The sequence below is a fragment of the Burkholderia sp. 9777_1386 genome (genome assembly GCF_015712265.1).
In the GTDB taxonomy this organism is placed as follows: domain Bacteria; phylum Pseudomonadota; class Gammaproteobacteria; order Burkholderiales; family Burkholderiaceae; genus Burkholderia; species Burkholderia cenocepacia.
Genome location: NZ_JACCQB010000055.1, coordinates 1 through 26803, shown reverse-complemented (window position 1 = coordinate 26803; position 26803 = coordinate 1). Strand labels below are relative to the sequence as shown.

Sequence of the window (26803 nt, the reverse complement as noted above, 5' to 3'; positions counted from 1 at the left end):
GCCGGTAGCGGACGACGGACGCGGTCATTCGTTTTCTACCGGTCGAGGCGGCGCCCATGCAGATCCATTTCACGAACGAGAAGCCTGAGTATTCGGGGCGTGACCTGATGCTGGGGTTCACGGCACTGGTCAATGGCGAGCGCGTCCAATGTCAGATCACCGCCGAGGCGCTGGAAGACCACTTCGGTGCGGCGTCGCCGCGCTTCGAGGACATGGTCGGCGCATTCGACCAGCACCGCGAGCGCATCGAGGCGGCCGCACGGCGCCTGCTGTCGGAAACGCGCGCGCAGTGCGTGACGCTGCGTAGCGGCTACGTGCGTTTCTACGAGGCCAACTGGCGCTGACGACACGACGCTCGTCCGGCGGCGCGCGCGACCGAGCGCGGCGCACGAAGACGTTGCCTTTCACGCAATGCCGTTCGGTGGGGCCGGGCGGCATTTTCGTATGCGCGCCGGGCGGGATGGTCGACCATCGATAGGGGCGTGCGCGTCGATTCGTCAGGATCGCGGATGAATCGTGCGAAAACGAAAACGCCACCCGAAGGTGGCGTTTTTTCGTTGCATCGTGTGGCGCGGCGATGTGCTTCGCTTACTCGCTGCCGAGATAGAAGAAGCGGAACAGGAACACGGCCGCGATGATCCAGACGATCGGCTTGACCGTGCGGCCCTGGCCCGTCAGCAGCTTGAGGCCGCCGTACGCGATGAAGCCGAACGCGACGCCGTTCGCGATCGAATACGTGAACGGCATCAGCAGCGCGGTCAGCGCGGCCGGCACGGCTTCCGTCGCGTCGTCCCACGGCACCTCGACCATCTCGCGCAGCATCAGGCACGACACGTACAGCAGCGCGGGCGCCGTTGCGTAGGCCGGCACGACGCCGGCGAGCGGCGCGATGAACAGGCACGCGAGGAACAGCACCGCGACGGTGATCGCCGTCACGCCGGTGCGGCCGCCGGCCTGCACGCCCGACGCGCTTTCGATGTACGCGGTGGTCGACGACGTGCCGAGCACCGAGCCCGCGACGATCGCCGTGCTGTCGGCGAGCAGCGCCTTGTTCAGGCGGTTCATCTTGCCTTCGACGAGCAGGCCCGCGCGATTCGCGACGCCCATCAGCGTGCCCGTCGCGTCGAACAGCTCGACGAGGAAGAACACGAGGATCACGTTGATGATGCCGGTCGACAGCGCGGCGCCGATGTCGAGCTTGAACAGCGTCGCGTCGATCGACGGCGGCGCGGAGAACACGCCGTGGAACTGGTTGCCGGCGAAGAAGAACGACAGGATCGTCACGCCGATGATGCCGATCAGGATCGCGCCGCGCACGCGCAGGTGGTCGAGCGTGACGATCGTGAAGAAGCCGACGATCGCGAGGATCGTCTCGTGCTTGTGCAGGTCGCCGAGCGTGACGAGCGTGGCCGGGTTGCCGACGATCACGCCCGACGTCTTCAGCGAGATGATGCCGAGGAACAGGCCGATGCCGGCGGTGATGGAAATTCGCAGCGATTTCGGAATGCCGTTGACGATTGCCTCGCGCACGCGGAACAGCGTGACGAGCAGGAACAGGCAGCCGGAGATGAACACCGCGCCGAGCGCCGCCTGCCACGTGAAACCCATCCCCTTGACGACCGTGTACGCGAAATACGCGTTCAGGCCCATGCCGGGCGCGCAGGCGATCGGGTAGTTCGCGTACAGCCCCATGATGATCGACGCCAGCGCCGCGACGAGGCAGGTCGCGACGAACACGGATTCCTTCGGCATGCCGGCGTCGCCGAGGATCGCGGGGTTGACGAAGATGATGTAGGCCATCGTCAGGAACGTGGTGACGCCCGCGAGTATTTCGGTGCGGAAGTCGGTGCCGGCTTCAGCGAAGCCGAAATACCGCTTGATGGATTCCATGAAGGCGTTTCTCCGGTCGGGTTGTCGTGTTGATTGTTGTGCCGAATTGTTGTAAAGGCAGCGCGCGGCCGGCTAACTGTAACCAGCCACTATTGTCCGGCTATCGGCGGATTGTAATAGCGTGGATAGCTCGGACGATATAGTTGGGGGCACGATCGGTTGCCTGCGCGCGAACGGTCTGGCAGCCCGCCCGCGCGACGAAGGCGCGCATTTTACCGGTTCGCGCGGCGCGGGCCGGCAGAAATGGCTGAAACGGCGGGAGCGGTGGAAACGACGGGAAGCGACGGGAAGCGACGGGAAGCGACGGGAAGCGACGGGAAGCGGCGCGGGGCAGGCGGGCGAGACGGGCCGATGCGTGCGCAACGGCACGCCGGCGGCATCGCACGCGGCCGGTGCGCGATGACATGCGACTGAAACGGAGCGCCCGCATGCTGCACGAACGCGGTGCAGGCGGCGGTGCGCGCGAACGCGCGTGCGCGGCCGATGCGGATGCGCGGCCGCGGCGTGCGGCGGCCATTCGTCAGTCCAGGCAGTTGCAGGTATCGGGCTATCGTGCGCCGAAGCCGTCCCGTGCGCAACAGTCGTTTCGCGATGCGGGGGCGACTGTGGTTTCTGTGTAAAAGATTGCAAGACCCCATCGCGTAAACCGGCAAGTCTTTCTAGGATAGATACACCGCGCATGCACACGCCGGCCGGTCATTGCCGACGCGGGGGAGTCGCAGTCCGTGCAGGCCAGGCGATGAATGGCGGTCAAGGCCGTTGCGCGTTTGGGCAGGCACGGCCGGTTGCGATTGCCCGATGCGGGTTCGTCCGTAATCACGGAGGTCAGCATGTTGAACTGGATCAGCCGCTGGGCGATGCGACACGCCCCCACGCCGGAAAAAACCGCTGCGTCGATGCTCGTGACGGCGCGCATGGAACTGTTCGCAGCCGAACAGCGCGTCATCGATGCGAAATTACAGGCGGATTACTGGCGCACACGTGTGTCATTCCTCGAAGAGGTGCAGAAGCAGGGCATCGATCCGTGGGTGACCTCGCAGGCCGCGCAACGTCCCGACCTCGATTCCACTCCACGAAGCACGGGCCCGCGTCTCGCCGCCAGCACCTGATGCCTTTGCTGCATCCCGTCGCTGCGCACGGCGCGCGATCGCTCGCGGCACGCACCGGCGTGCCGCGTCCTTCGATGCGCACCTGCGGCGTGTTGCGCCGCGGGTGCGTCTGTTTCCGGTCGCGGCCGCTCCGCGTGTCGCGCGCGTGACGCGTGCGACACGGCACGTCGCTCATCCGCTCCTTCTCCCTATCCCGACGAGCAAACGTTGCACTTGCGCGAGCATGCGCTTGACGCGCTCGCCGCGCCGCACGTACGCGGTCGTGATCGTCGCTTCGGCCGACCGGTCGGCATCGGTGCCGAGCCAGATGCGCTCGCCGCGCGCGATGCGCAGCACCTCGCCGGGCCGCACCCAGTGATCGTCGACGCTTGGCGGCCGCGTGATCCACAGCGCCGCGCCGTGCGCGCGGATCTCCGCATCCTGCGGCGCGCGCCAGGTCATCGTCGTGCGTGGCGCGACCGCGAAACGGATCACGACGGTCGGTAATGCGATCGTGCCGGCGTGGCGCCGATCGCGGCGTTCAAACAGCGGGCTTGCCTGGTCCATCGTCTTCTCCATTCAGTGAGCCGGACGGATGACGTGCACCAGAACAAAAAGGCCTCATCCGTTTCCGGCGAGGCCTTGTGTGACATGCGGTACTGCCCGATTGCTAACGCACAAGCGCCTCCCGTGATCCATTCTTTCGAATGTTCACCGGGCAATGCATCGTGATGGCGATGAGCTTGAACGTAGGCATGCGAACGATTTTGTTGTCGGCGTGCGGCGTTGTCAACGACTATTTTCGGGATATGCGCGGGCGATACAGGATGCGTCACTCGCGCGTTCTTCGACCTCGTCTGCCCAGCATGTCGCGCATCCGTGCGATCGCCCGCCCCAGCGACGTATCGCGCCGCATCACGTACGCGGTCGCGATCGACGCTTCGGCGGGCTGGGCGTCGCCGGTGCCGATCCAGATGCGGTCACCGCGCCGTACGCGCAGCACGTCGCCGGTGCGCAGCCGGTAATCGTCGATGCTGCCGAGCCGCGTGATTCACAGCGTTGCGTCGTGTACGCGAATCTCGGCGTCGTGCTGCGCGCGCCACGTCAGCGTCTTGCCGGGCGCGACCATGAAATGCAGCTCGACGCTCGGCAATGCGATCGTATCGGTGCGGCACCGATCGGGGCAGACAACCAGCCGGCTTGCGTGGTCCATCGTCATCTCCATCCGTTGAGCCGGGCGGGATGACGCGCACCCAAACAAAAAGGCCTCATCCGTTTCCGGCGAGGCCTCGTGACATGCGTGACTGAATCTCGATGCTAACGCACAAGCGCCTCCGGTGATCGCCGCGTATGGGCGTTCACTCGGCTTTCATGCGCGATGGCGACGGGCTTGAGCATAGGCATGCGAACGAGTGTGTCGTGGCCGCGCTGCCGTGTCAACGGCAATTTCGAGATACGTGGCGGTTACGCGTCGCGTTGCGCGAGGCCGTTCACGAGCAGTTCCGACAGCAGGCCCGTCATCCCTTCCGGGTGCGTGGCCGCGCGTGCCTTCAGCTGTTCGACGAGCGCGGCGTTGAGCTTGCACGCGAACGGCACGAGGCCCTGTTCCTGGTCGAGCTTGCGCTGCGCGCGGCGGTCCAGCTTGGCCGCTTCGTCGGCGCCCTTGCCGAAACGCGCGGAGCTCGACTGCTTCATCGCGTGCGTCAGTTTGAGCGCCTTGTTCTTTTCGAGATCGGTTTTCTTCATGGCCATCGCGGCACCTCCGGGAAATGAAGCCGCGATTGTACGCATTTCGGCGGGCGCCGCCTGCCGGGCCGGCCGAAAACCCGGTCACGCGCCTTTCGTCGTGCCCCAGTTGCCGCCGTGCGCGGCCGCCTGCGCGGCCGGCGAGCGGGCGAGGTACGCGAGCGCCTGCTCGGTCGAGCCTTCGTGATGCGGCGTATAGCCCGGCTTGAAATAGCGCAGCGCCGCGCCGATCACCTTCCAGAACGACGGCAGGTGCCCGCGCCGCGAACCCTGCCACCACGCGAGCACGAAGCCCGGGTAGCGGCCGGCGTCCGGATCGCGCCGGTACATGAATTTCGCGCCGGTCGTGATGTAGTAGAGCAGCAGCAGGATCACGAACGCCATGTGCACGCACCGCTCCGGATAGGTGCCGCCCATATGCCGGTAGATGTCGAACGCGACGGTGCGGTGCTCGACTTCCTCGGCGCCGTGCCAGCGCAGCAGGTCGACCATCGTCGGGTCGGCGCGGCCTTCGTCGAGTCCGTGCGCGTTGAGCACCCAGTTGCCGAGATAGCCGAAGAAATGCTCGAGCGACGCGATCACGGCCAGTTGCTGCCGCAGCCAGAAGCGCGTATGGCCGATCTTCAGCCCGAACGGGGCTTCGCCCAGCACGCGCGTGAACAAACGGTTGAGCTTCTGCGTGAACGGCTTCGTGTCGATGCCGTGGCGGTCGTAGTAGTGCTTCAGCACGCCGCCGTGCGAGCGCGAATGCACGGCTTCCTGCCGCAGGAAGCCTTCGGCTTCGTCGCGCAGGCGTGCATCGGTGATCAGCGGCAGCGCCTTGTTGTACACGCGGCAGAACCACAGCTCGCCTTCCGGGAACAGCAGGTTCAGCGTGTTGATGATGTGCGTGCTGCCCGGATCGTTCGGCACCCAGGTGACCGGCGTGTCGCTGAAGTCGAACTTCACGTGCCGGGCCTTGATCTTGTGATAGTCGGCGGTATCGGTCATGTTGTCTCCCTGTGCGGCGTCGTGCGCCGTCAATGCGATGCCATGCTGACGCGGGCGATCCTCCTGCCGAGCCACGGCATGAAGCGGCCGACGAAGCGCAGCGCGTGCGCTTCGCCGCCGACCGCGACGACGGGGCGGTTGCGCAGCACGCCGTCGACCATCGCCTGCGCGACGGTTTCCGGTTTCAGGCCGCGCATCTGGTACAGCTTCGTCGCGCGCTTGCGCAGCCGCGCTTCGTCCTGCGCGTTGGCGCCCGCATAGTGCGTCGACGCCATGATTCCCGTCTCCGCGAAACCGGGGCACACGGCCGTCACGCCGATGCCTTTCTCCGCGAGTTCCGCGCGCATGCATTCGCTGAGCATCAGCACCGCGGCCTTGGTCGTCGCATAGGCGGGCAGGTCCCGCGACGGGCCGAATGCGGCTGCCGATGCGGTATTGACGATATGCCCGCCGGTGCCGCGCGCGGCCATCTGCTGCGCGAACAGCCGCGAGCCGTGGATCACGCCCCACAGGTTCACGTGCAGGATCCGCTCCCAGTGCCGCGCGCTCGTGTCGAGGATGCCGCCGGCCATGCCGATGCCCGCGTTGTTGATCACGACGTCCGCGCCGCCGAGTTCGTTGCCGACCCATGCCGCGAGCGCTTCCATCTCGTCGGCGGACCCGACGTCGACGCGTTTCGCGTGGGCCTGCGCGCCGGTCAGCCCGATCAGCAGCGCGGTGCGCTCGGCGCTCGCGAGATCGATGTCGCATGCGACGACCGTCGCGCCCTCGCGTGCGAAGGCCAGCGCCGCGCAGCGGCCGATGCCGCTGCCCGCGCCGGTGACGACCGCGACCTTGCCGCTGAAGCGCCCGCTGGTGGCGCGGCGGCGCGCGTTCGCGAGCGCGGGCGGTTCGTTGCCGGATTCGACCGCGTCGATCAATTGCCCGGCGAGATCCGCGAAGCGCGCGGGATCGGCGAGCGGCAGCCAGTGACCGGCCGCGACTTCGCGGCGGTAGTACTGCGGCACCCAGCGCGACAGGTTTTCGGACAGCGCGGGGCTCACGTACTTGTCGCCGAGCGGCACGATCGTCTGCACCGGTGCGTGTGCGTAGCGTTCGCGCGGCGCGAACAGGCAGCGGATGAAGTTCGCGCGATACAGGCGCACGCCGCGCGCGCCGTCGTCGGCCTGCGTCGGGCGCGGCGCGGCGGGCGTTTTCTCGAGCCGGCGCAGCAGGCCCGGCCACGCGCGGCCGAGCCACAGCCGCCAGCCGAGTTCGGGGAGGAACGGCAGGTGGAACAGGTACACGTACCACGAGCGCATGAGCTGGCCGCCGAGCTTGGCGAGCGACGCGGGCGTCGGCCGCAGCACGCGTTCGCGCAGCCAGAAGCCGACGTGGTCGAGGCACGGCCCCGAGCACGACGTGTACGACGCGATGCGACCGGCCAGGCGCGGATCGGTGACGAATTCCCAGCCCTGGATCGAGCCCCAGTCGTGTGCGACGAGGTGCACGGCGCGGCCGGGGCAGAGCGCATCGATCACCGCGACGAAATCGTCGGTCAGCTTCGCGAGATGGTAGTCGGCCGTGCGCGTCGGCACGCCGGACAGGCCCGCGCCGCGCACGTCGTACGCGATCACGTAGTGCCGGCGCGCGAGCAGCGGCGCGACGTGCTGCCAGACGCTGCTGTCGTCGGGATAACCGTGCACCAGCACGACCGGCGAGCGGGCCGGGTCGCCCCAGGTCCGGACCGCGAGCGTCAGGTCGCCGGAGGCGACCGCCGTTTCGTTGTGAACCGATTCGAACAGGGCCAGCGGCGCTTCGTCGGAAAGAGGCTGCATCGTGAGTCCGTCGTTCAGGGAGTCGTGAGGAAGGGGCGCGTCAGGCGGCGGCCGGCACGGTCGACGCCGCCTGCGCGCGTCCGGCCTGGCGGCGCTGCCAGCGGCGCACGTGCGGCAGGTCCTCGTCGAGCCAGTACGCGTCGTCGTCGGTGATCACCAGCAGTTCCTCGAATTTCGCGCCGACGCCGGCGAAGCCGAGATGCGGCTCGACGGCCCACAGGCCCGGCACGGGCGCATGCTCGGAGCGGCGGTCGATCGACCACAGCGGCGACCAGCCTTGCTGCTTCGCCGCGCGGCCCTGGTCGAGCAGCAGGTTGCGCGTCGCGTTCAGCCCGAAGCGCGCGACGAAGCGCGGCTTCGACAGCTTGTGGATCTTCGCGACGCGATGCGCGAGCACCTTGAACGGATAGGCCTTGTGGCGCGGCTCGACGCCCTGGCGGCGGCACAGCGCGTCGACTTCCTGCGCGACTTCCGCCATCGACCGGCGCTCCTTCACGAGCCGCACGATCATGTCGCGATGGTCCATCAGGTCGTCCTGCAACTGCTCGAGGATCGGGTTGTGGCCCAGGCAGTGCGCGTAGCCGACGTCGGCGACGATGCCGTCGAGCACCGGTGCGACGTCGAGGATCACCGGCATGTCGGTTTCGAGTTGCCGGTTGCTCGGAAAGAACGCGAGATTGAAGCCGCCCATGTGCTTGAGGCCCGAGAAGCCTTCGAACGCGGTGCGGTCGCCGAACCACGCGAACGGCTTGTGCAGCCAGTCGTGCACGCCGTTGTCCTGCAGCCATTCGGTCAGGAGGCGCGCGGCTTCCTTCTCGGTGATGCCGGGGTAGAGCATCGCGCCGACGGTTTCGACGCAGCGGTACGCCAGTTGCTGGACCGCGCGGAATTGCGGCAGCTCGTCGAGGTGGACTTCCGGCAGCGGATGGTGGTCGGCCATGATGCGTCTCCATGTGTCGGCCCGCGTTCGCGTCTCGGCGCAACGCGGGTCCTGGGCAAGGCTGGGGTGCTGATCCGGAATGCGTCCGCCGGCGTCCATCGCCACACGGTTATTCAGTCAGCACTTAATGTGTCATTGAGCAATGTAATGATCATAGCCGGTTCGACGTCGCGCGCCAGCCCCCGGAGATGAGGGCTTCTCCTAATGAAGGGCCGAAATGGAGGGGAAGCTCTAGATTTCCGGCGAGCGGGGCCGGATGGCCGTTGCTTGTTCATGCTTGCCGAACGGGGAAACCGGTCGGGGCACCCCATGCAAGGCTTCCGCACGGCCCGGCATGTCGCGCCGGATCAACTCGCCGTCGTGTCGCGGCGGGACGCTGTCAAATTGCCGAAATAATTTCGTCACATCATCCGCCCCGATTCGAAGCCTTTGCGGCTTCGCGAGGCCGGTGTGTCGCGCGTCGCGCGGGGCCGCGACCGAGGCCGATTCGGCATATCAACGGAGAGACCATGCAACGCCGCCAGTTCATGAACACCCTTGCCGCGGCGACCGCTGCGACGCCGCTGATGCTCAAGGCCGGCCTCGCCGGCGCGAAGAGCGCCACCGCGCCGGACGCGCTGGACCCCGGCCGCTGGTCGCCGTTCAACGCCGCGCGCCTGCAGGCGGTGCTCGACCAGCATGGCGTCGCGAGCGCCCGCTACGACGGAAAGCGCCGCCCGTACGCGGTGTTCGACTGGGACAACACGTGCATCATGAACGACTGCGAAGAGGCGTTGCTGATGTACCAGATCAACCATCTGCAGTACAAGCTGACGCCGGACGAATTCGTCGCCGTGATGTGGAAGGACGTGCCGAAGGGCGCGTTCATGAAGGACTACACGACCGTCGACGGCAAGCCGGTGACGATGGAGGACCTCGCGGCCGACGTCGAATCCGACTACCGCTGGCTCCATGCGAACTACAAGGGCCTCGGCGGCGACAAGAGCCTCGACGAGATTCGCGAGACCGATCAGTTCAAGGATTTCCGCGCGAAGCTGTACTTCATGTACGACGCGATCTGCGACACGCATCCGCTCGAAGTCGGCTACAAGTGGATCATCTACTTCTACCAGAACATGACGACCGCCGAGCTGCAGGCGATGGCGCAAGCGTCGAACAACTACGGGATCGGCGACGCGCTGCGCAAGGTCCGCTACGAAAGCCCCAAGGCGCTGCCGGGCAAGGCCGGCGTGGTGGCCGATACGCATTTCCACGGCATCCGCATTCACGAGGAAATCCGCGCGGTGATGCACACGCTGCGGGCGAACGGCATCGACGTGTACGTGAGCACCGCGTCGCTCGACGACGTCGTGCGCGTGTTCGCCGGCAATCCGAACTATGGCTACGGCGTGCCGCCGGAGAACGTGATCGGCCTGCGGCTGGACATGCAGGACGGCAAGTACACGAGCACCTATCCGGCCGGCTGGCATTTCAACTGGGGGCCCGGCAAGACGGTGGGCATCCGCAACGTGCTCGCGTCGAAGAAGGGCTACGGCCCGCTGCTGGTGTTCGGCGACAGCGACGGCGACGCGTGGATGCTGCGCGATTTCAAGGACACCGCGGCCGGCGTGATCGTCAACCGGATGAAGAAGGGCGAGATCGGCGCGGACAGCAAGCTCGCGGCAGAGCAGATCGGCAACCCGGACGCGCGCTTCCTGCTGCAGGGCCGCGACGAGCACACGGGCCTGATGATCCCGGACGAGAAGTCGATCAAGTACGGCAAGGCCGAGCGCAAGCTGCTGGCCTGACGCGGGCGGGCCGCTGGGCCGCCGGGCGCTGGCCGCCGCGGCTCCCGCGCCCATCGGCATCGGCCCGCGGCGTCGTGCGGCCGGCGCATGCGCGTCTCAACGCTCGCGCGGCGGGCCCAGCCGATCCAGCAACGCCCCCAGCAGATCGACCGGCAACGGAAACACGATCGTCGAATTCTTGTCCGCCGCGATCGTCGTCAGCGTCTGCAGGTAGCGCAACTGCATCGCCTGCGGTTGCAGCGCGAGCCGCTGCGCGGCCTGCAGCAGCTTCTCCGACGCCTGAAGCTCGCCTTCCGCATGAATCACCTTCGCGCGCCGTTCGCGTTCGGCTTCGGCCTGCCGCGCGATCGCGCGGATCATCGTCTCGTTCAGGTCGACGTGCTTGATCTCGACCGTCGACACCTTGATCCCCCACGCATCGGTCTGCGCATCGAGCGTCTTCTGGATGTCCGCGTTCAATTGCTCGCGCTCGGCGAGCAGCGCGTCGAGTTCGTGCTTGCCGAGCACCGCGCGCAGCGTCGTCTGCGCGAGCTGGCTGGTCGCCTCGAAGAAGCGCGCGACCTGGATCACGGCCTTCTCCGGATCGACGACGCGGAAATACACGACCGCATTGACCTTCACCGACACGTTGTCGCGCGTGATCACGTCCTGCGCCGGCACGTCGAACACGACGGTGCGCAGGTCGATCCGCACGACCTGCTGGACGATCGGGATGATCAGCACGAGCCCCGGCCCCTTCACTTTCCAGAACCGGCCGAGCATGAACACGACACCGCGCTCGTACTCGCGAAAGATGCGGATCGACGATGCGACGAGGACCACGACGAAGACGACCAGGACGCTGCTGAAGCCGAACGTGTAACCGATCATGAAGGTTCTCCCTGGGGATGGGCGGGGGCGGGCACGTCGTAGAGCGGCGCGACCGTCAGCGTCAGCCCGTGGCGGCCGGTGACGCGCACGCGGCAGCCGGCGGCCAGCGGCGTGCTGCTCGCCACGCGCCAGCGCTCGCCGTGCACGCGCGCCCAGCCGGCGGCCGACGGCGCGGCGTCGGTCGCGCCCTGCGGCTGGTCCGGCTGCAGGCCGTCGTCGAGCACTTCGCCGATGCTGCCGAGCATCGCCTCGGCGCCCGTCACAACCGGGCGGCGCCGCGCGCGCAGCGCGACGCTCGACACGCCCGCGACGAGCAGCGCGCCGCCGAGCGCCAGGCTCGCGATCACAGGCCACGGAATCCCGTAGCCCGGCACGTCGGTGTCGATCAGCATCAGCGCGCCGATCGTGAACGCGACGATCCCGCCGAACCCGAGCACGCCGAAGGTCGGCAGGAACGCCTCCGCGACGAGGCAGCCGAGCCCGAGCAGCACGAGGCCGAGGCCCGCATAGCTGATCGGCAGCAACTGCATCGCGAACAGTCCGACCAGCAGGCAGATCGTGCCGGCGACGCCCGGCAGCACGAAACCGGGGTTCGCGAATTCGAAGAAGAGGCCGTAGATGCCGATCGTCAGCAGGATCAGCGCGACGTTCGGATCGGCGATGATCGCGAGGAACCGGCTGCGCCAGTCGGGCGCGAGCACGACGAGCGGCGCGTGCGCGGTCGCGAGATGCAGCGTGCCGGCAGTCGTCGTCACCGTGCGGCCGTCGAGCTGGCGCGCGAGGTCGGCCGGGTCCGGCGCGATCACGTCGACGACGTGCTGCGCGCGCGCTTCGTTCGCCGACAGGCTCACGGCCTCGCGCACTGCGCGCTCGGCCCATTCGACATTGCGTCCGCGCAATTGCGCGAGGCCGCGGATGTATGCGGAAGCGTCCTGGATCGCCTTGCGGATCTCGGTCGATTGCGTATCGGTCGGCAGCACGGCAGCCGCGTCCGACACGCCAGACGCACCCGATGCACCGGTCGGTCGCGGCGCGGCGGGATTCGCGCCTGGCGGCGCCGCGCCGCCGATGCCGAACTGCACGGGCGACGCCGCGCCGAGGTTGGTGCCGGGCGCCATCGCCGCGAAGTGGCTCGCATAGACGATGTAGGTGCCCGCGCTCGCCGCCCGCGCGCCGCCCGGCGCGACGAAGGCGGCGACCGGCACCGGCGAGCGGAGGACGGCCTTGATGATCTGCCGCATCGACGTATCGAGGCCGCCGGGCGTGTCGAGCTGAAGGATCGCGAGCGGCGCATGCTCGCGGGCCGCGCGGTCGAGCGAACGCACGATGAAATCGGCGCTGGCCGGGCCGATCGCGCCGTTGACGGGAATCACGACGACCGGATGCGCGGCGGGCGCGTCGGCCGATGGCGGCGCGGCGAGCGCGGCGCACACGACGAGCAGCGCCGCGAACAGCGCGGCGCGCGCGACCCGCGCGGACAGCGGGTGACGGGGGCGGCCGTCGGGCGCGGCAGGCGCCGGCGGCGGGCCATGACGGTGAAAGCGCATCGGGACGTCCGGGCGGCGCACGGCCGCGTGCCGTCCGGCTGGCGGAAAGGGCGTAGGCCCGATGCTTGAAGATTAGGCGGTTTCGGCGCAAAGCGCGAAGGCGAGGCGGGCCGGCCGCGCCTTCAGCCGGCGGCGCCGCCGCGCGCGAGCGCTTCTTCCCGAAACTCGGCCGGGCTGCGCCCGCTCCATTTGCGGAACGCGCGGTAGAACGCGCTCGGCTCCGCGAAACCGGTCGCGGCCGCGACATCGGCGATCGTGCGGGCGGGGTCGGCCAGCGCCTCGAACGCGAGATCGCGCCGCAGCGTGTCCTTGATCGACTGGTACGCGTGGCCTTCCTGATGCAGCTTGCGGCGCAGCGTGGCCTCGGCCACGTGCAGCCGCGCGGCCATCCCGCCCGCGCCCGGCCACGCGGCGGGCGGCATCCCGCGCAGCACCGCACGCACGCGCTGCGCGAGCGCGTTCGGGTTGCGGTACTTGACGATGAAGCTGGCCGGCGCGTTGCGCAGAAACGTTTTCAGCGTCTTCGCGTTCTGCACGACCGGCAGCGTCGCGAATTCGGGATCGAAATCGACATACGACTCGGGCTCGTTGAAGCGCATGTCGTCGCAGAACATCGACGGGTATTCGTGATCGGCCGGTGGCGTGTCGCAGCGGAAGCTCGCATGCAGCAGCGGAATGCGCCGCCCGATCAGCCAGCAGGTGAGGCCGTACACGATGATGAAATAGGTCGCGTACGTGAACATCGCGGGCGTCGCGCCGTTGTTGCGGTGCACGAAACGCAGCCGCACGCGCTGCGGGTTCGCGTCGAGCTCCGCGTGGAGGTCGTCGAGCACGCAGTGCATGAAGTTCACCGCGCGCGCCATCGCGTGCAGCCCGTCGCGCGCCGACAGCGCGGCCTGGCTCATCGCGATGAAGCTGCCGCTGCGCATCGGGTGGCGATCCTGCCCGAAAAACTCGTCGTCGAGCGTGCGCGCGATCGCGTTCCACAGCGCGCCGTATTGCTGCGCGGACACGCGTGCGCGCGGCTGCCCGAGCAGCGCGGGCGCGATGCCGGCCTGCGCGAGCAGCGGCTCGGCCGCGACGCCGCGCCGCGTGGCCAGCGCGACGCTGTACGCGACGAGGCTGATCGCGACGGTTCCCTTGTCTTCCTGCTTCATCGGTGTCGCCGGTGTGGCAAAAACGCTCAGTGTAAATGAGCGACGCGAGCATCGAACAGTCGCGCGTGCTTGCCTACACTTGTTGCATCGAAACGCAAGGACGGTCGCGCCCGGCGGCCGCGGGAGACAGCAGCACCATGGACGAGCTTTACACCGAAGACCAGCGGATGATCCGCGATGCGGCGCGCGCTTTTGCCACCGAGATGCTGGCGCCGAACGCCGCGCAGTGGGACCACGACGCGCACCTGCCCGACGCGATCGTCGCGCAGCTCGGCGAGCTCGGCCTGCTCGGGATGATCGTGCCGCAGGAGCTGGGCGGCTCGTATACGGACTACGTGGCCTATGCGCTGGCGATGGAGGAAGTGGCGGCCGGCGACGCCGCGTGCGCGACGATGATGAGCGTGCACAACTCGGTCGGCTGCGGGCCGATCCTCGGCTTCGGCACGCCCGCGCAGAAGGACCGCTGGCTGGCCGACATGGCGGCCGGTCGCGTGATCGGCGCGTTCTGCCTGACCGAGCCGCATGCCGGTTCCGAAGCGAACAACCTGCGCACGCGGGCCGAGCTGCGCGACGGCCAATGGGTGCTGAACGGCGCGAAGCAGTTCGTGACCAACGGCCAGCGCGCCGGCGTCGCGATCGTTTTTGCCATGACCGACCCGGAAGCCGGCAAGCGCGGCATTTCCGCGTTCCTGGTGCCGACCGACACGCCGGGCTTCATCGTCGGCAAGCCCGAGAAGAAGATGGGCATCCGCGCGTCGGATACGTGCCCGATCACGTTCGAGAACTGCGCGATTCCGGAAGACAACCTGCTCGGCAATCGCGGCGAAGGGCTGAAGATCGCGCTGTCGAACCTCGAAGGCGGCCGCATCGGCATCGCCGCGCAGGCGCTCGGCATCGCGCGCGCCGCGTTCGATAAGGCGCGCCGCTATGCGGGCGAGCGCGTGCAGTTCGGCAAGCCGATCGCCGAGCATCAGGCGATCCAGCAGAAGCTCGCCGACATGGCCGTGCAGATCAACGCCGCGCGCCTGCTCGTGCATCACGCGGCGAAGCTGCGCACGGCCGGGCTGCCGTGCCTGTCGGAAGCGTCGCAGGCGAAGCTGTTCGCGTCCGAGATGGCCGAGCGCGTGTGTTCGGATGCGATCCAGATTCACGGCGGCTACGGCTACCTGGTCGATTACGAAGTCGAGCGTCACTATCGCGACGCGCGCATCACGCAGATTTACGAAGGCACCAGCGAAGTGCAACGGATGGTGATCGCGCGGCAGCTTTGAGCCGCGACGGTCGCACCGGGACGACAGCATCACGCAGGGCACGAGGGCAGCGCGGTGAACGCGGCACGCAACGACGTGACCGTGCGCCGTGCAACACGGAACCGGGCATGTGCTGCAGCACCTGCACCGGTTGAGCGCTGGGCATGGAGACTGGACGGAGACGACACATGACGGTACAGGCATTCCTGGACGCACGCGACTTTCTGCTGCGCCATCGCACCGACTACGACACCGCATACCGCGATTTCGAATGGCCGGTGCTCGATGCGTTCAACTGGGCGCTCGACTACTTCGACCCGATGGCGCGCGGCAACGACCAGCCCGCGCTGTGGATCGTCGACGCGGCGACCGGCACGGGCGATCCGTATTCGTTCGCGCAGATGTCCGAGCGTTCGTCGCGGATCGCGAACTGGCTGCGCGCGATCGGCGTCGTGCGCGGCGACCGCATCCTGCTGATGCTGCCGAACCGGGTCGAGCTGTGGGACGCGATGCTGGCCGCGATGAAGCTCGGCGCGATCGTGCTGCCCGCCACCACGCAACTGTCGCCCGACGACGTGCGCGACCGCGTGCAGATCGGCGGCGCGAAATACGCGATCGTCGACGAGAACGAAGCCGCGAAATTCGAACAGCCCGATCTCGGCCTCGCGCAGAAGATCGTCGCCGGCGCGCCGCGCGCGGGCTGGCTCGCGATGAACGACGGCTATGCGGCGAGCGCCGCGTTCGAGCCGGACGCCCTCACGCACGCGAACGATCCGATGCTGCTGTACTTCACGTCCGGCACGACGTCGAAGCCGAAGCTCGTCGAGCACACGCACCGCACCTATCCGGTCGGCCATCTGTCGACGATGTACTGGGTCGGCCTGCAGCCGGGCGACATCCACTGGAACATCAGCTCCCCGGGCTGGGCGAAGCACGCGTGGAGCTGCTTCTTCGCGCCGTGGAATGCGCAGGCGTGCGTGTTCGCGTTCAACTATGCGCGCTTCGAGCCGAAGGTCGTGCTCGATGCGCTCGTCAAGTATCGCGTGACGACGCTGTGCGCGCCGCCGACCGTGTGGCGCATGCTCGTGCAGCAGCCGCTCGCGTCGTTCGACGTGAAGCTGCGCGAGATCGTCGGCGCGGGCGAGCCGCTGAATCCCGAGATCATCGAGCGCGTGAAGAAGGCGTGGAACATCTCGATTCGCGACGGCTACGGCCAGACCGAGACGACCTGCCTGATCGGCAACTCGCCGGGCCAGCCGGTGGTCGCGGGCTCGATGGGCCGGCCGCTGCCCGGCTACCGGATCGCGCTGCTCGACCCGGACGGCGCGCCGGTGACCGAAGGCGAGGTCGCGCTGCCGATCGGTGGCGACGTCACGCGTCCGGTCGGGCTGATGAAGGGCTACGCGAACAATCCGGACGCGACGGCCCACGCGATGCGCGACGGCCACTACCGCACGTCGGACATCGCGATGCGTCGCGACGACGGCTACTACGTGTACATCGGCCGCGCGGACGACGTGTTCAAGTCGTCCGACTACCGGCTGAGCCCGTTCGAACTGGAAAGCGTGCTGATCGAGCATCCGGCGATCGCGGAAGCGGCCGTCGTGCCGAGCCCGGACCCGGTGCGGCTGGCGGTGCCGAAGACCTTCATCACGCTGCGCCAGGGCTATGAAGAAAGCCCCGCGCTCGCGCTGGAGATCTTCCGCTTCTCGCGCGAGAAGCTCGCGCCGTACAAGCGCATCCGTCGCCTGCAATTCGCGGAACTGCCGAAGACGATCTCCGGGAAGATCCGCCGCGTCGAGCTGCGCCGCCGCGAGATCGAGCGCGGCGACGACGCGACCGAACGTATGCCCGGCGAATACTGGGAAGAAGATTTCGCCGCCGAACTGAAATGACCGGCCGCGGGTCGCGCGTGCTGCTTTTTTCCGCGCGTCGCCCGCCGCCTCGCTGAACCGAACCGGCCGCGCGTCGCACGACGCCACGCGGCCCACTGCAAGGAGAGTGCTCTGATGAACGCGAATCCGACGCCCCGCACGGGGCAAGACGTGCCGACGGTCAAGCTGCTGATCGACGGCGCCTTCGTCGAGTCCGCCACGAACGAGTGGCGCGACATCGTCAACCCGGCGACGCAGCAGGTGCTCGCACGCGTGCCGTTCGCGACCGTCGCGGAAGTCGACGCGGCCGTGCAGGCCGCGCACGCCGCGTATGCGACGTGGAAGAACACGCCGATCGCCGCGCGCATGCGCATCATGCTGAAGTTCCAGGATCTGGTGCGCGCGAACCAGCAGCGCATCGCGAAGACGCTGACGGCCGAGCAGGGCAAGACGATTCCCGATGCCGAAGGCGACATCTTCCGCGGCCTCGAAGTGGTCGAGCACGCATGCTCGATCGGCACGCTGCAGCTCGGCGAATTCGCGGAGAACGTCGCGGGCGGCGTCGACACCTACACGCTGCGCCAGCCGCTCGGCGTGTGCGCGGGCATCACGCCGTTCAATTTTCCCGCGATGATTCCGCTGTGGATGTTCCCGATGGCGATCGTGTGCGGCAACACGTTCGTGCTGAAGCCGTCCGAGCAGGACCCGATGTCGACGATGGAGCTCGTCGAGCTCGCGCTGGAAGCCGGCGTACCGAAAGGCGTGCTGAACGTCGTGCACGGCGGCAAGGAAGTCGTCGATGCGATCTGCACGCATCCGCTCGTGAAGGCGATCTCGTTCGTCGGCTCGACCGCCGTCGGCACGCACGTGTACAACCTCGGCAGCCAGCACGGCAAGCGCGTGCAGTCGATGATGGGCGCGAAGAACCACGCGATCGTGCTGCCCGACGCGAACCGCGAGCAGACGATCAACGCGCTCGTCGGCGCGGGCTTCGGCGCGGCCGGCCAGCGCTGCATGGCGACTTCCGTCGCGGTGCTGGTGGGCAACGCGCGCGACTGGCTGCCCGACATCGTCGCGAAGGCGAAGACGCTGAAGGTCAACGCGGGCTCGGAAGCGGGCACCGACGTCGGGCCGGTCGTGTCGCGCGGCGCGAAGGCGCGGATTCTGTCGCTGATCGACATGGGCATCAAGGAAGGCGCGAAGCTCGAACTCGACGGCCGCGACGTGAAGGTCGCCGGCTTCGAGGAAGGCAACTTCATCGGCCCGACGATCTTCTCCGGCGTGACGACCGACATGACGGTCTACACGCATGAAATCTTCGGACCGGTGCTGGTCGTGATGGAAGTCGACACGCTCGACGACGCGATCGCGCTGGTCAACGCGAACCCGATGGGCAACGGCGTGGGCATCTTCACGCAGAGCGGCGCGGCGGCACGCAAGTTCCAGAGCGAGATCGACGTCGGCCAGGTCGGCATCAACATCCCGATCCCGGTGCCCGTGCCGTTCTTCAGCTTCACCGGTTCGCGCGGCTCGAAGCTCGGCGATCTCGGCCCGTACGGCAAGCAGGTCGTGCAGTTCTACACGCAGACCAAGACGGTCACCGCGCGCTGGTTCGACGACGACACGACGGCCGGCCCGGTGAATACGACGATCCGGCTGCACTGAGCGGCGGAGGACACCAACATGAAAATCGGATTTATCGGCCTCGGCCACATGGGCGCGCCGATGGCGCTGAACCTGCTGAAAGCCGGCCACGACGTGCACGCGTTCGACCTGAGCGCCGACGCGTTGCGCGCGCTGCAGGACGCCGGCGCGCAGGTGGCAGCTTCCCCGCGCGACGCGGCATCGGGCGCGACGTTCGTGATCACGATGCTGCCGGCCGCGCCGCACGTGCGCTCGGTGCTGTCCGGCGAGAACGGCGTGCTGGCCGGCCTCGGCGCGGGCGCGACCGTGATCGATTCGAGCACGATCGACCCGGCGAGCGCGCAGGCGTTCGGCGCGCTGGTGCGCGAGCACGGCGGCGCGTTCGTCGATGCGCCGGTGTCGGGCGGCACCGGCGGCGCGGCGGCCGGCACGCTGACCTTCATGGTCGGCGGCAGCGACGCGGATTTCGAGCGCGTGAAGCCGGTGCTCGCCGGCATGGGCAAGAACATCGTCCACTGCGGCGCGACGGGCATGGGGCAGGTCGCGAAGGTCTGCAACAACCTCGTGCTCGGCATCTCGATGGCGGCGGTGTCGGAGGCGATGTCGCTCGGCGTCGCGCTCGGCATCGACCCGAAGGTGCTGGCCGGCATCGTCAACACGTCGACCGGCCGCTGCTGGAGCTCGGACACCTACAACCCGTATCCGGGCGTGATCGAGACCGCGCCGTCGTCGCGCGGCTACTCGGGCGGCTTCGGCACCGACCTGATGCTGAAGGATCTCGGCCTCGCGAACGATGCGGCGAAGCAGGCGCGCCAGCCCGTCTATCTCGGCGCGCTCGCGCAGCAGCTGTACCAGACGATGAGCAGCCGCGGCGACGGCCAGCTCGATTTCTCGGCGGTGATCCGCCTGTATCAACCGGCCACGAAGAAGGACGCGTGATGATCGAACTCGACTACGTCGACGACGGCGCGATCGCGTGCGCGACGCTCAAGCGTCCGCCCGCGAACGCCTTTACCGCCGACGGGCTGCAGCAATTGCAGCAAACCGTCGCCGAACTGAATGCGAACCCGCGCGTGCGCGCGCTGGTGATCACCGGCGACGGCCCGAAGTTCTTCAGCGCGGGCGCCGATCTCAACACGTTCGCCGACGGCGATCGCGCGGTCGCGCGCACGATGGCGGCGCGCTTCGGCGCGGCGTTCGAGGCGCTGCACGACGCGCGCGTCGTGACGATCGCGGCGATCAACGGCTATGCGATGGGCGGTGGCCTCGAATGCGCGCTCGCATGCGACCTGCGGATCGCGGAGACGCATGCGCAGATGGCGCTGCCCGAACCGTCGGTCGGGCTGCTGCCGTGCGGGCTCGGCACGCAGACGCTGCCCTGGCTCGTCGGCGAAGGCTGGGCGAAGAAGATCATCCTGACCGGCGCGCGCGTCGACGCGGCGACCGCACTGCGGATCGGCCTCGTCGAGGACGTGGTGGACAGCGGCGCCGCGCGCGACGCGGCACTCGCGCTGGCACGCAACGTCGCGCGGCAAAGCCCGCATGCGGTGGCCTACAGCAAGGAGCTGATCGGCCTCGCCCGACGCGGCGTGCCGCGCGGCGCGGCGCTCGCGGTCGAACGCGAACGCTTCGTCGACCTGTTCGACACGGCCGATCCGCGCGAAGGCGTGGCGGCGTTCCTGGGCAAGCGCGCGCCGCAGTGGCGCACCGATGGAGAGCCGCAACGATGAGCACGCCGGTGACGAATCACGACACGTTCGCGGAACATGCGCCCGAGGTGCTGTTCCGCGTGGTGAACCGCGTGGCGCTGATCACGCTGAACCGGCCGGCCGCGCTCAACGCGCTGTCGTACGCGATGATCGGCGAGCTGACCGCGCTGTTCGAGCGCTGCCGCCACGACGACCAGATCGTCGCGCTCGTGCTGCGCGGCGCGGGCGAGAAGGGCTTCTGCGCGGGCGGTGACGTACGCGAGCTGTACCGGATGGTCGCGCAGCGCGAGACCTGGCTGCCGTTCTTCGTCGACGAGTACCGGCTCGACTACGCGATCCACACGTTCCCGAAGCCGGTCGTCGCGCTGATGGACGGCGTGACGATGGGCGGCGGCATGGGCCTCGCGCAGGGCGCGGCGCTGCGCGTCGCGACCGAGCGCAGCAAGATCGCGATGCCGGAAACGCGCATCGGCCTCGTGCCCGACGTCGGCGCCACGCATTTCCTGTCGGGCATGCCGGCCGAACTCGAACTGTACGTCGGGTTGACCGGTGCGATGCTGTCGGGCGCCGACGCGCTGACCGCGAAGCTCGCGGACCTGTGCGTGCCGTCCGCGTGGCTCGACACGTTCGAGACGCGCATCGAAAGCGTCAAGTGGGACGGCGATGCGCTGCCGTTGCTGCGCAAGGTGTTCGAGCCGCCGTGCAACGTGGTGCCGCATGCGGCGCTCGACGGCCAGATGCCGTGGATCGTTCGCCACTTCGACAAGCGTTCGACCGTCGAGCGGATCGTCGCGACGCTCACGCAGGAGCTGGCGCGCGACGAGCTGGCGCGCGAGCACCGCCAGTGGCTGCAGGCGACGCTCGACGCGCTCGCGAGCCATTCGCCGACGATGCTCGCCGTGACGCGCGAGGCGCTGCTGCGCGGCCGGCAGATGACGCTCGCGGAATCGTTCCGGATGGAGCTCGGCATCGTCGCGCGCGCGATCGAGGAAGGCGATTTCTGCGAAGGCGTGCGCGCACATCTCGTCGACAAGGATCGCAAGCCGCGCTGGGCGCCCGCATCGCTCGTCGAGCTGCGCGCCGAACGCGTGCGGCATTTCCTGACGTCGCCGTGGAAGCTGTTCGCGCATCCGCTCGCCGATCTCGGCGCGGCGTGATGCGATGAGCCGACGCGCCCGCGCGGCGCGTCGGTTGCCGCGTATTTCGTTGCGGTTCTTTCGCGCTCAGCGCTCGATCATCGGCGGCACCGCCTCCACGAGCGCATCGATCACGCAGCGCGTCTTGCGCGGCAGGTAGCGCGTCTTCGGCCAGATCGCATGAATGTCGCCTTCGCAGACGAAGCAGCGATCGAGCACGACCACCATCTCCCCGCGCTTCACGTAGTGATCGAGCAGCCAGCTTGGCAGCCACGCGATCCCGAACCCCGACGCACCGGCCGCCGCGATCGCCTGCACGTCGTCGAAACTGAGCTGGTGCGGCATGTCGATGTGGACGCTCGAGCCGTCCGGCGCACGCAGGTACCACGGTTGCACGACGCCCGAGCGTGAATACGCGATCGTGCGGTGGTTCTTCAGGTCGTCGAGCGATTGCGGGGTGCCGTAACGCGCGAGATACGATGGCGCCGCACCGAGGCTCCCGTATTGCGTGCCGAGCCGCCGCACCGCGAGGCTCGTGCTGTCCGCGAGCGGGCCGATCCGCACCGCGAGATCGATGCCTTCCTCGACGAGATCGACGAAACGGTCGGTGATCGACACGTCGATCCGCAGGTGCGGGTAAGTGCGCGCGAGGTCGAGCACGATCGGCGTCACGCAGTGGTGCCCGAACGCGAGCGGCACGCTCAGCCGCAGCTTGCCGCGCGCCTCGTTGCGACCGCAGTCGAGATCGGCTTCCGCCGCTTCCAGTTCCGCCAGCGCGCGTACGCAGCGGTCGTAGTACGCCTGGCCGTCGTCGGTCAGGCTCTGGCTGCGCGTCGTGCGCTGCAGCAGCCGCGCGCCGAGCCGCTTTTCGAGCCGCGCGATCGCCTTGCCGACGGCCGAGCGCGTCATGTCGAGCCGTTCCGCGGCGAGCGCGAAGCTGCCGGATTCCACCACCTGGACGAAGGTCGTCACGCCATCGAGTCTGTCGGTCATAGCGGGTTGCGCGGATTGCGTCCTGTGATTCCCCAGTTCGTAGAAATGGATGCGTCAATGGGGAGGGAAATTCTCACTATAGTACCGATTCCCGCCCAGCGTGCGTCGCCGGCCGCGCGCGGCGAATCCTACTCACCTGGAGGCGCGCGGCCTGTCGCCGGGCCGCCGCGCAATACGCATGACGCTATCCGACTCCCGCAGGAATGCGGTCGCGCTCGCGGCCGTCTGTCTCACGTCGCTGATGTTCGGCCTCGAAATCTCGAGTGTGCCGGTGATCCTGCCGACGCTCGAACACGTGCTGCATGGCGATTTCAACGGCATGCAGTGGATCATGAACGCGTACACGATCGCGTGTACGACGGTGCTGATGGCGGCCGGCACGCTCGCGGACCGGTTCGGCCGCAAGCGCGTGTACGTGATCGGCACCGTGCTGTTCGGCGCGACGTCGCTGCTGTGCGGGCTCGCGCCGAACGTGCCGGTGCTCGTCGCGGGCCGGCTGCTGCAGGGCGCGAGCGGCGGCGCGATGCTGATCTGCCAGATCGCCGTGCTGTCGCACCAGTTCCGCGAAGGGCGCGAGCGCGGCCGCGCATTCGGGATCTGGGGGATCGTGTTCGGCATCGGGCTCGGCTTCGGGCCGATCGTCGGCGGCGCGATCGTCGCGCTGGCGAGCTGGCCGTGGGTGTTCCTCGTCCATGCGCCGCTCGCGGCCGTCGCGCTCGTGCTGATCGGCGGCGCGGTGCAGGAATCGCGCGATCCGCATGCGGGCGCGCTCGACGTCGCGGGTATCGTCACGCTGTCGCTCGCGGTGCTCGGTGTCGCCTTTTACATCACGCAAAGCGCCGAACTCGGGCTGACGAGCGCGGCCGGCCTCGGCGTGCTCGGTGCGACCGTGGTCGCGGTGATCGGCTTCTTCATCGCGGAGCGCGCCAGCGCGCGGCCGATGTTCGACTTCTCGGTGTTCCGGATCCGCGCGTTCACCGGCGCGATCTTCGGCTCGATGGGGATGAACTTCAGCTTCTGGCCGTTCATGATCTACCTGCCGATCTGGTTCCAGGTCGCGCTCGGCTACGACAGCGTGACGGCCGGCCTCGCATTGCTCGCGTACACGCTGCCGACGCTGATCGCGCCGCCGTTCGGCGAACGGCTCGCGCTGCGCTACGGGCCGGGCGTCGTGATTCCGGCCGGGCTGTTCACGATCGCGGCCGGCTTCGTGCTGATGCGGCTCGGCAGCGCGGCCGATCACGCGAGCTGGCTGACGATGCTGCCGGGTTGCGTGATCGCCGGCATCGGGCTCGGGCTGACCAACACGCCCGTCACCAACACGACGACGGGCGCGGTGCCGAGTGCGCGCGCCGGGATGGCGTCGGGCATCGACATGAGCGCGCGGATGATCTCGCTCGCGCTGAACATCGCGGCGATGGGCTTCGTGCTGGTGGCGGGGATCGTCGCGAGCCTGAAGGGCGGGCCGGCCGGCGCAATCGGCGACGCGGCGCTGCGCCGGCTCGCGCAGGAAATCGCGGCGGGCCGCACCGACGGGCTGCAGGCGATCGCGCCGGCGCTCGCGCAGGCCGACCCGAGCGGCGCGGCGCTGCACGCGGCGCTCGTGCACGGGTTCGGCTGGGTGATGGTGTACGGCGCGGCGGGCGTGGCCTTGCTCGCAACGGCGAGCGCGGTGGCGTTCGCACCGGCGCGGCGCGGGGCGGCCGTGTGCGAATGACGCGGCCGGCGTGCGGCGCGTGACGGCCGGTCAGGACGTCCCGCCGCCGAGCGCGCGGTAGAGCTTCATCTGGTTGTTGAGCCGGTTCAGGCGGGTCAGCTCGTCGGCGCTCTGCGCGCTCCTCAGCACCTGTTGCTGGTCGAGCCACGGCTGCACGGCGGTCGCGCCGGCCGCGAAGCGCGCGGCGGCCAGCCGTTCGGCACGCTGCGCCTGCGCGAGCGACAGCGCGCGCTGTTCGGCCTCGCGTTCGAGCTGCACGCGCGCCGACAGCGCATTCTCGACTTCCGCGAGCGCCGTGTAGAGCCGCTGGCGGAACCCGACGACCGCTTCCTCGTACTGCGACTTCGACACCTTGATCTGCAACTGCATCGTGTTCCACTGGATGAACGGCAGCGCGAGGCCGAGCCCGAGCGTGCCGACCGGGTTCGTCAGCACGCGCTCGAGGCTCGTGCTCGTCGTGCCGGCGCTGCCGGTCAGCGTGAAGGTCGGGTAGAAGCTCGTGCGCGTCGCGTCGACCTGCGCGAGCGATTCGCGCAGCCGGAATTCCGCCGCCCGCAGATCGGGGCGCCGGCCGAGCAGGCTCGCGGGCAGGCCGGCCGCCACGTCGGGCGGTGCGGCATCCGGCAGTGCCGCCGGCTCGGCCGCCAGTTGCTGCGGCGGCCGGTCGAACAGGATCGCGAGCGCGTGGCGGTTCTCGGTGCGCTGCTGGATCAGTTGCGTCTGCGCCGCGCGTTGCGCGGCGAGGCTCTGTTCGGCCTGCGCGAGATCGAGCCCCGACACGGCGCCGGCCGCGTGCCGCGACCGGACGAGCGCGAGCGTGCGCACCGCATACGCGATGTTCGCGTCGCCGAGCGCGATCTGCCGGTTCAGATAGCCGATCTGCCAGTACAGCGCCGCGGTCGTGCCGATCAGCGACAGCCGCGCGGCTTCGAGATCGGCGGCCGTCGCGTCGGCTTCCCAGTGCGCGGCATCGCGCAGCGCGGCCAGCCGGCCCCACAGGTCGATTTCGTAGCTGAGCGAACCGTTGAGGCCGCTCGACTGGCTCGTCCGGTGCGTATCGAGCGTGCGCGACACGGCGCCGTTCGCGCCGAGCGTCACGTTGGGCGTCAGGTTCGTATCGACGAGCCCGGCCTGCAACTGCGCGCGATACACGCGGATCGCCGCGATCGCGAGGTCGTTGTTGGCGCGCAGCGCGTCGTCGATCAGCGCGTCGAGTTGCGGATCGCCGAAGCTGCGCCACCAGTCGCGCGCGGCGGGCGGCGCGTCGGCCGTGACCGGCGCGGCCCAGTTCGCGGGCATCGCGACGGGCGGCAGCGGATCGTGGCGCGTACCCGCGCAGCCGGCGAGCAAAGCGGCCGCGCAGGCGAATGCGCCGAGGTGGCGAAGCGGGGAGGAATGCGTGATGGTCATGTTTCGTCAGTCGCGCGCGAGCGCATCGATCGGATCGAGCCGCGACGCGTTGCGCGCGGGCATGAACCCGAAAATCACACCGGTGAGCGTCGAGCACACGAACGCGGTCACGATCGCGCCGGCCGAGAACACCATCTTCCACTGCGCGACGAACATCGAGAACAGCGCGCCGAGCCCGAACGACAGCGCGATGCCGATCGTGCCGCCGAGCAGGCACACGAGCACGGCCTCGACGAGGAACTGCTGCAGGATGTCGGACTGGCGCGCGCCGACCGCCATCCGGATGCCGATCTCGCGCGTGCGTTCGGTCACCGACACCAGCATGATGTTCATCACGCCGATCCCGCCGACGACGAGCGAGATCACCGCGATCAGCGACAGCAGCAGCGTCAGCGACTGGCCGGTTTTCTCGACGGTCTTGACCACGCTGTCCATGTTGTACGTGAAGAAGTCCTTGCGGCCGTGGCGCTGGATCATCAGCTTCTCGAGGCTTTTCTCGGCGGCGGCGCTCGGCTGCCCGTCGCGCACCCGCACGGTGATGCTGTCGAGATAGCGCTGGCCGAACAGACGCCCGCTGGCGGTCGTGTACGGCACCCACACGTTCAGGCTTTTCACGCTGCCGAATGCGCTCTTCTTGTCGGCGGTCACGCCGATCACGACGCACGGCACGTTGTCGACCAGGATCACTTCGCCGACCGGATTGCGCGTCGCGCCGAACAGCTTGCGGCGCGTGTTCTGGTCGATCACGGCCACCTGCGCCTGACGGCGCACGGCATCGTCGTCGAACGCGACGCCGAGCGCGAAGCGCATTCCGCGCGCCTGGAAGTAGCGTTCGCCGACGCCGCTCACGAGCGCGTTCACATTGACGTTGCGGAAGCGCAGCAGCAGCGTGCGCGACGTTTCGGGCGTCGCGCTGTCGACGTACGGTTGCTCCGCGAGCGCGACGACGTCCGCGGGCACGAGCGTCTGGATCGTGTCCGCGCGGCTGTCGCCCCAGTCGGCGCCCGGATAGAGGCTGATCGTATTGGTGCCGATGCTGCCGATCTCCTCGAGCATGTAGCGCTTCGCGCCTTCGCCGACCGCGACGATCGACACGACCGACGTGATGCCGATGATGATGCCGAGCATCGTCAGCAGCGTGCGCAGCCGGTGCGACACGAGTGCGATCCACGCCATCCGGCACGCTTCGGCGAAGCGGCCGGTGCCGGCGGCGAAGCGGCTGTCTCTTATACACATCT

The 26803-nt window shown here is 68.7% G+C and carries 22 protein-coding genes and 1 pseudogene; 10 read left to right on the top strand and 13 right to left on the bottom strand.

Annotated features, from left to right (window positions below; genetic code table 11):
* Positions 1-56 precede the first annotated feature (56 nt).
* Positions 57-344 carry a DUF1488 domain-containing protein gene (locus H0X91_RS28885; protein ID WP_006486743.1) on the top strand — a complete coding sequence of 96 codons (288 nt, stop codon included), beginning with the start codon at positions 57-59 and terminating at the stop codon, positions 342-344.
* Positions 345-588: 244 nt separating this feature from the next.
* Here H0X91_RS28885 and H0X91_RS28880 read toward each other — a convergent pair whose 3' ends face one another.
* Positions 589-1890, bottom strand: coding sequence for an NCS2 family permease (locus H0X91_RS28880; RefSeq protein WP_006480751.1), 1302 nt, complete (start codon positions 1888-1890; stop codon positions 589-591).
* 830 nt (positions 1891-2720) lie between these two features.
* On the opposite strand from H0X91_RS28880, the gene H0X91_RS28875 reads away from it, so the two are divergent.
* The gene (locus tag H0X91_RS28875; RefSeq protein WP_006480752.1) at positions 2721-2999 is read left to right on the top strand and encodes a hypothetical protein; all 279 of its coding nucleotides are present in this window, start codon (positions 2721-2723) and stop codon (positions 2997-2999) included.
* 171 nt (positions 3000-3170) lie between these two features.
* On the opposite strand, the gene H0X91_RS28870 is transcribed toward H0X91_RS28875, so the two are convergent.
* From H0X91_RS28870 to H0X91_RS28845, 6 genes and pseudogenes are all read right to left on the bottom strand, one after another.
* Positions 3171-3545, bottom strand: coding sequence for a DUF2917 domain-containing protein (locus tag H0X91_RS28870; protein WP_006493550.1), 375 nt, complete (start codon positions 3543-3545; stop codon positions 3171-3173).
* 265 nt (positions 3546-3810) lie between these two features.
* Positions 3811-4191, bottom strand: a pseudogene (locus tag H0X91_RS28865) (DUF2917 domain-containing protein).
* A 251-nt stretch (positions 4192-4442) separates the two neighbouring features.
* Positions 4443-4730, bottom strand: a complete 288-nt coding sequence (locus tag H0X91_RS28860; protein WP_006486730.1) for a hypothetical protein — start codon at positions 4728-4730, stop codon at positions 4443-4445.
* Positions 4731-4808: 78 nt separating this feature from the next.
* Positions 4809-5714: a metal-dependent hydrolase gene (locus H0X91_RS28855; protein WP_012493501.1), complete on the bottom strand. Its 906-nt coding sequence runs from the start codon at positions 5712-5714 to the stop codon at positions 4809-4811.
* A gap of 29 nt (positions 5715-5743) precedes the next feature.
* Positions 5744-7531 (bottom strand): SDR family oxidoreductase, encoded by a 1788-nt coding sequence (locus H0X91_RS28850; protein WP_196433563.1) that lies wholly within the window; start codon positions 7529-7531, stop codon positions 5744-5746.
* 40 nt (positions 7532-7571) lie between these two features.
* On the bottom strand, positions 7572-8471 hold the full coding sequence (locus tag H0X91_RS28845; protein WP_006486262.1) for a M24 family metallopeptidase: 900 nt from the start codon (positions 8469-8471) through the stop codon (positions 7572-7574).
* Positions 8472-8980: 509 nt separating this feature from the next.
* Here H0X91_RS28845 and H0X91_RS28840 point away from each other — a divergent pair.
* The gene (locus tag H0X91_RS28840; protein WP_048985019.1) at positions 8981-10258 is read left to right on the top strand and encodes a haloacid dehalogenase-like hydrolase; all 1278 of its coding nucleotides are present in this window, start codon (positions 8981-8983) and stop codon (positions 10256-10258) included.
* A 96-nt stretch (positions 10259-10354) separates the two neighbouring features.
* Here H0X91_RS28840 and H0X91_RS28835 read toward each other — a convergent pair whose 3' ends face one another.
* The 3 genes from H0X91_RS28835 to H0X91_RS28825 form a co-directional block, all read right to left on the bottom strand.
* Positions 10355-11128, bottom strand: coding sequence for a slipin family protein (locus H0X91_RS28835; protein WP_006483242.1), 774 nt, complete (start codon positions 11126-11128; stop codon positions 10355-10357).
* On the bottom strand, positions 11125-12675 hold the full coding sequence (locus H0X91_RS28830; RefSeq protein ID WP_124633273.1) for an NfeD family protein: 1551 nt from the start codon (positions 12673-12675) through the stop codon (positions 11125-11127). Before H0X91_RS28830 ends, H0X91_RS28835 begins: the two co-directional genes overlap by 4 nt.
* Before the next feature lie 122 nt (positions 12676-12797).
* Positions 12798-13832, bottom strand: a complete 1035-nt coding sequence (locus H0X91_RS28825) for an AraC family transcriptional regulator (RefSeq protein WP_034202032.1) — start codon at positions 13830-13832, stop codon at positions 12798-12800.
* A 137-nt stretch (positions 13833-13969) separates the two neighbouring features.
* On the opposite strand from H0X91_RS28825, the gene H0X91_RS28820 reads away from it, so the two are divergent.
* The 6 genes from H0X91_RS28820 to H0X91_RS28795 all read left to right on the top strand — a co-directional run bounded on the left by H0X91_RS28820 (position 13970) and on the right by H0X91_RS28795 (position 21466).
* On the top strand, positions 13970-15103 hold the full coding sequence (locus tag H0X91_RS28820; RefSeq protein WP_006482812.1) for an acyl-CoA dehydrogenase family protein: 1134 nt from the start codon (positions 13970-13972) through the stop codon (positions 15101-15103).
* 167 nt (positions 15104-15270) lie between these two features.
* Positions 15271-16977, top strand: coding sequence for an AMP-binding protein (locus H0X91_RS28815; protein WP_196433562.1), 1707 nt, complete (start codon positions 15271-15273; stop codon positions 16975-16977).
* A 114-nt stretch (positions 16978-17091) separates the two neighbouring features.
* Entirely contained in the window at positions 17092-18621 is a 1530-nt protein-coding gene (locus H0X91_RS28810) for a CoA-acylating methylmalonate-semialdehyde dehydrogenase (protein WP_049006751.1), read from the top strand.
* Between the two features lie 18 nt (positions 18622-18639).
* Positions 18640-19539 carry a 3-hydroxyisobutyrate dehydrogenase gene (mmsB, locus tag H0X91_RS28805; protein ID WP_006480765.1) on the top strand — a complete coding sequence of 300 codons (900 nt, stop codon included), beginning with the start codon at positions 18640-18642 and terminating at the stop codon, positions 19537-19539.
* The gene (locus H0X91_RS28800; RefSeq protein WP_006482810.1) at positions 19539-20330 is read left to right on the top strand and encodes an enoyl-CoA hydratase; all 792 of its coding nucleotides are present in this window, start codon (positions 19539-19541) and stop codon (positions 20328-20330) included. The genes mmsB and H0X91_RS28800 overlap by 1 nt, the downstream gene beginning before the upstream one ends.
* Entirely contained in the window at positions 20327-21466 is a 1140-nt protein-coding gene (locus H0X91_RS28795) for an enoyl-CoA hydratase/isomerase family protein (protein WP_006482815.1), read from the top strand. Before H0X91_RS28800 ends, H0X91_RS28795 begins: the two co-directional genes overlap by 4 nt.
* A gap of 66 nt (positions 21467-21532) precedes the next feature.
* Here the strand turns inward: H0X91_RS28795 and H0X91_RS28790 are convergent, their stop codons facing one another.
* Positions 21533-22438: a LysR family transcriptional regulator gene (locus H0X91_RS28790; protein ID WP_034202034.1), complete on the bottom strand. Its 906-nt coding sequence runs from the start codon at positions 22436-22438 to the stop codon at positions 21533-21535.
* A gap of 178 nt (positions 22439-22616) precedes the next feature.
* Between H0X91_RS28790 and H0X91_RS28785 the strand changes: the two genes are divergently transcribed.
* Positions 22617-24155, top strand: coding sequence for an MFS transporter (locus H0X91_RS28785; RefSeq protein WP_043206095.1), 1539 nt, complete (start codon positions 22617-22619; stop codon positions 24153-24155).
* 30 nt (positions 24156-24185) lie between these two features.
* Here the strand turns inward: H0X91_RS28785 and H0X91_RS28780 are convergent, their stop codons facing one another.
* Both H0X91_RS28780 and H0X91_RS28775 read right to left on the bottom strand, forming a co-directional pair.
* Positions 24186-25565, bottom strand: a complete 1380-nt coding sequence (locus tag H0X91_RS28780; RefSeq protein ID WP_006493361.1) for an efflux transporter outer membrane subunit — start codon at positions 25563-25565, stop codon at positions 24186-24188.
* Between the two features lie 6 nt (positions 25566-25571).
* A partial coding sequence (locus H0X91_RS28775; RefSeq protein WP_196433561.1) for an ABC transporter permease occupies positions 25572-26803 on the bottom strand: 1232 nt, incomplete at its 5' end.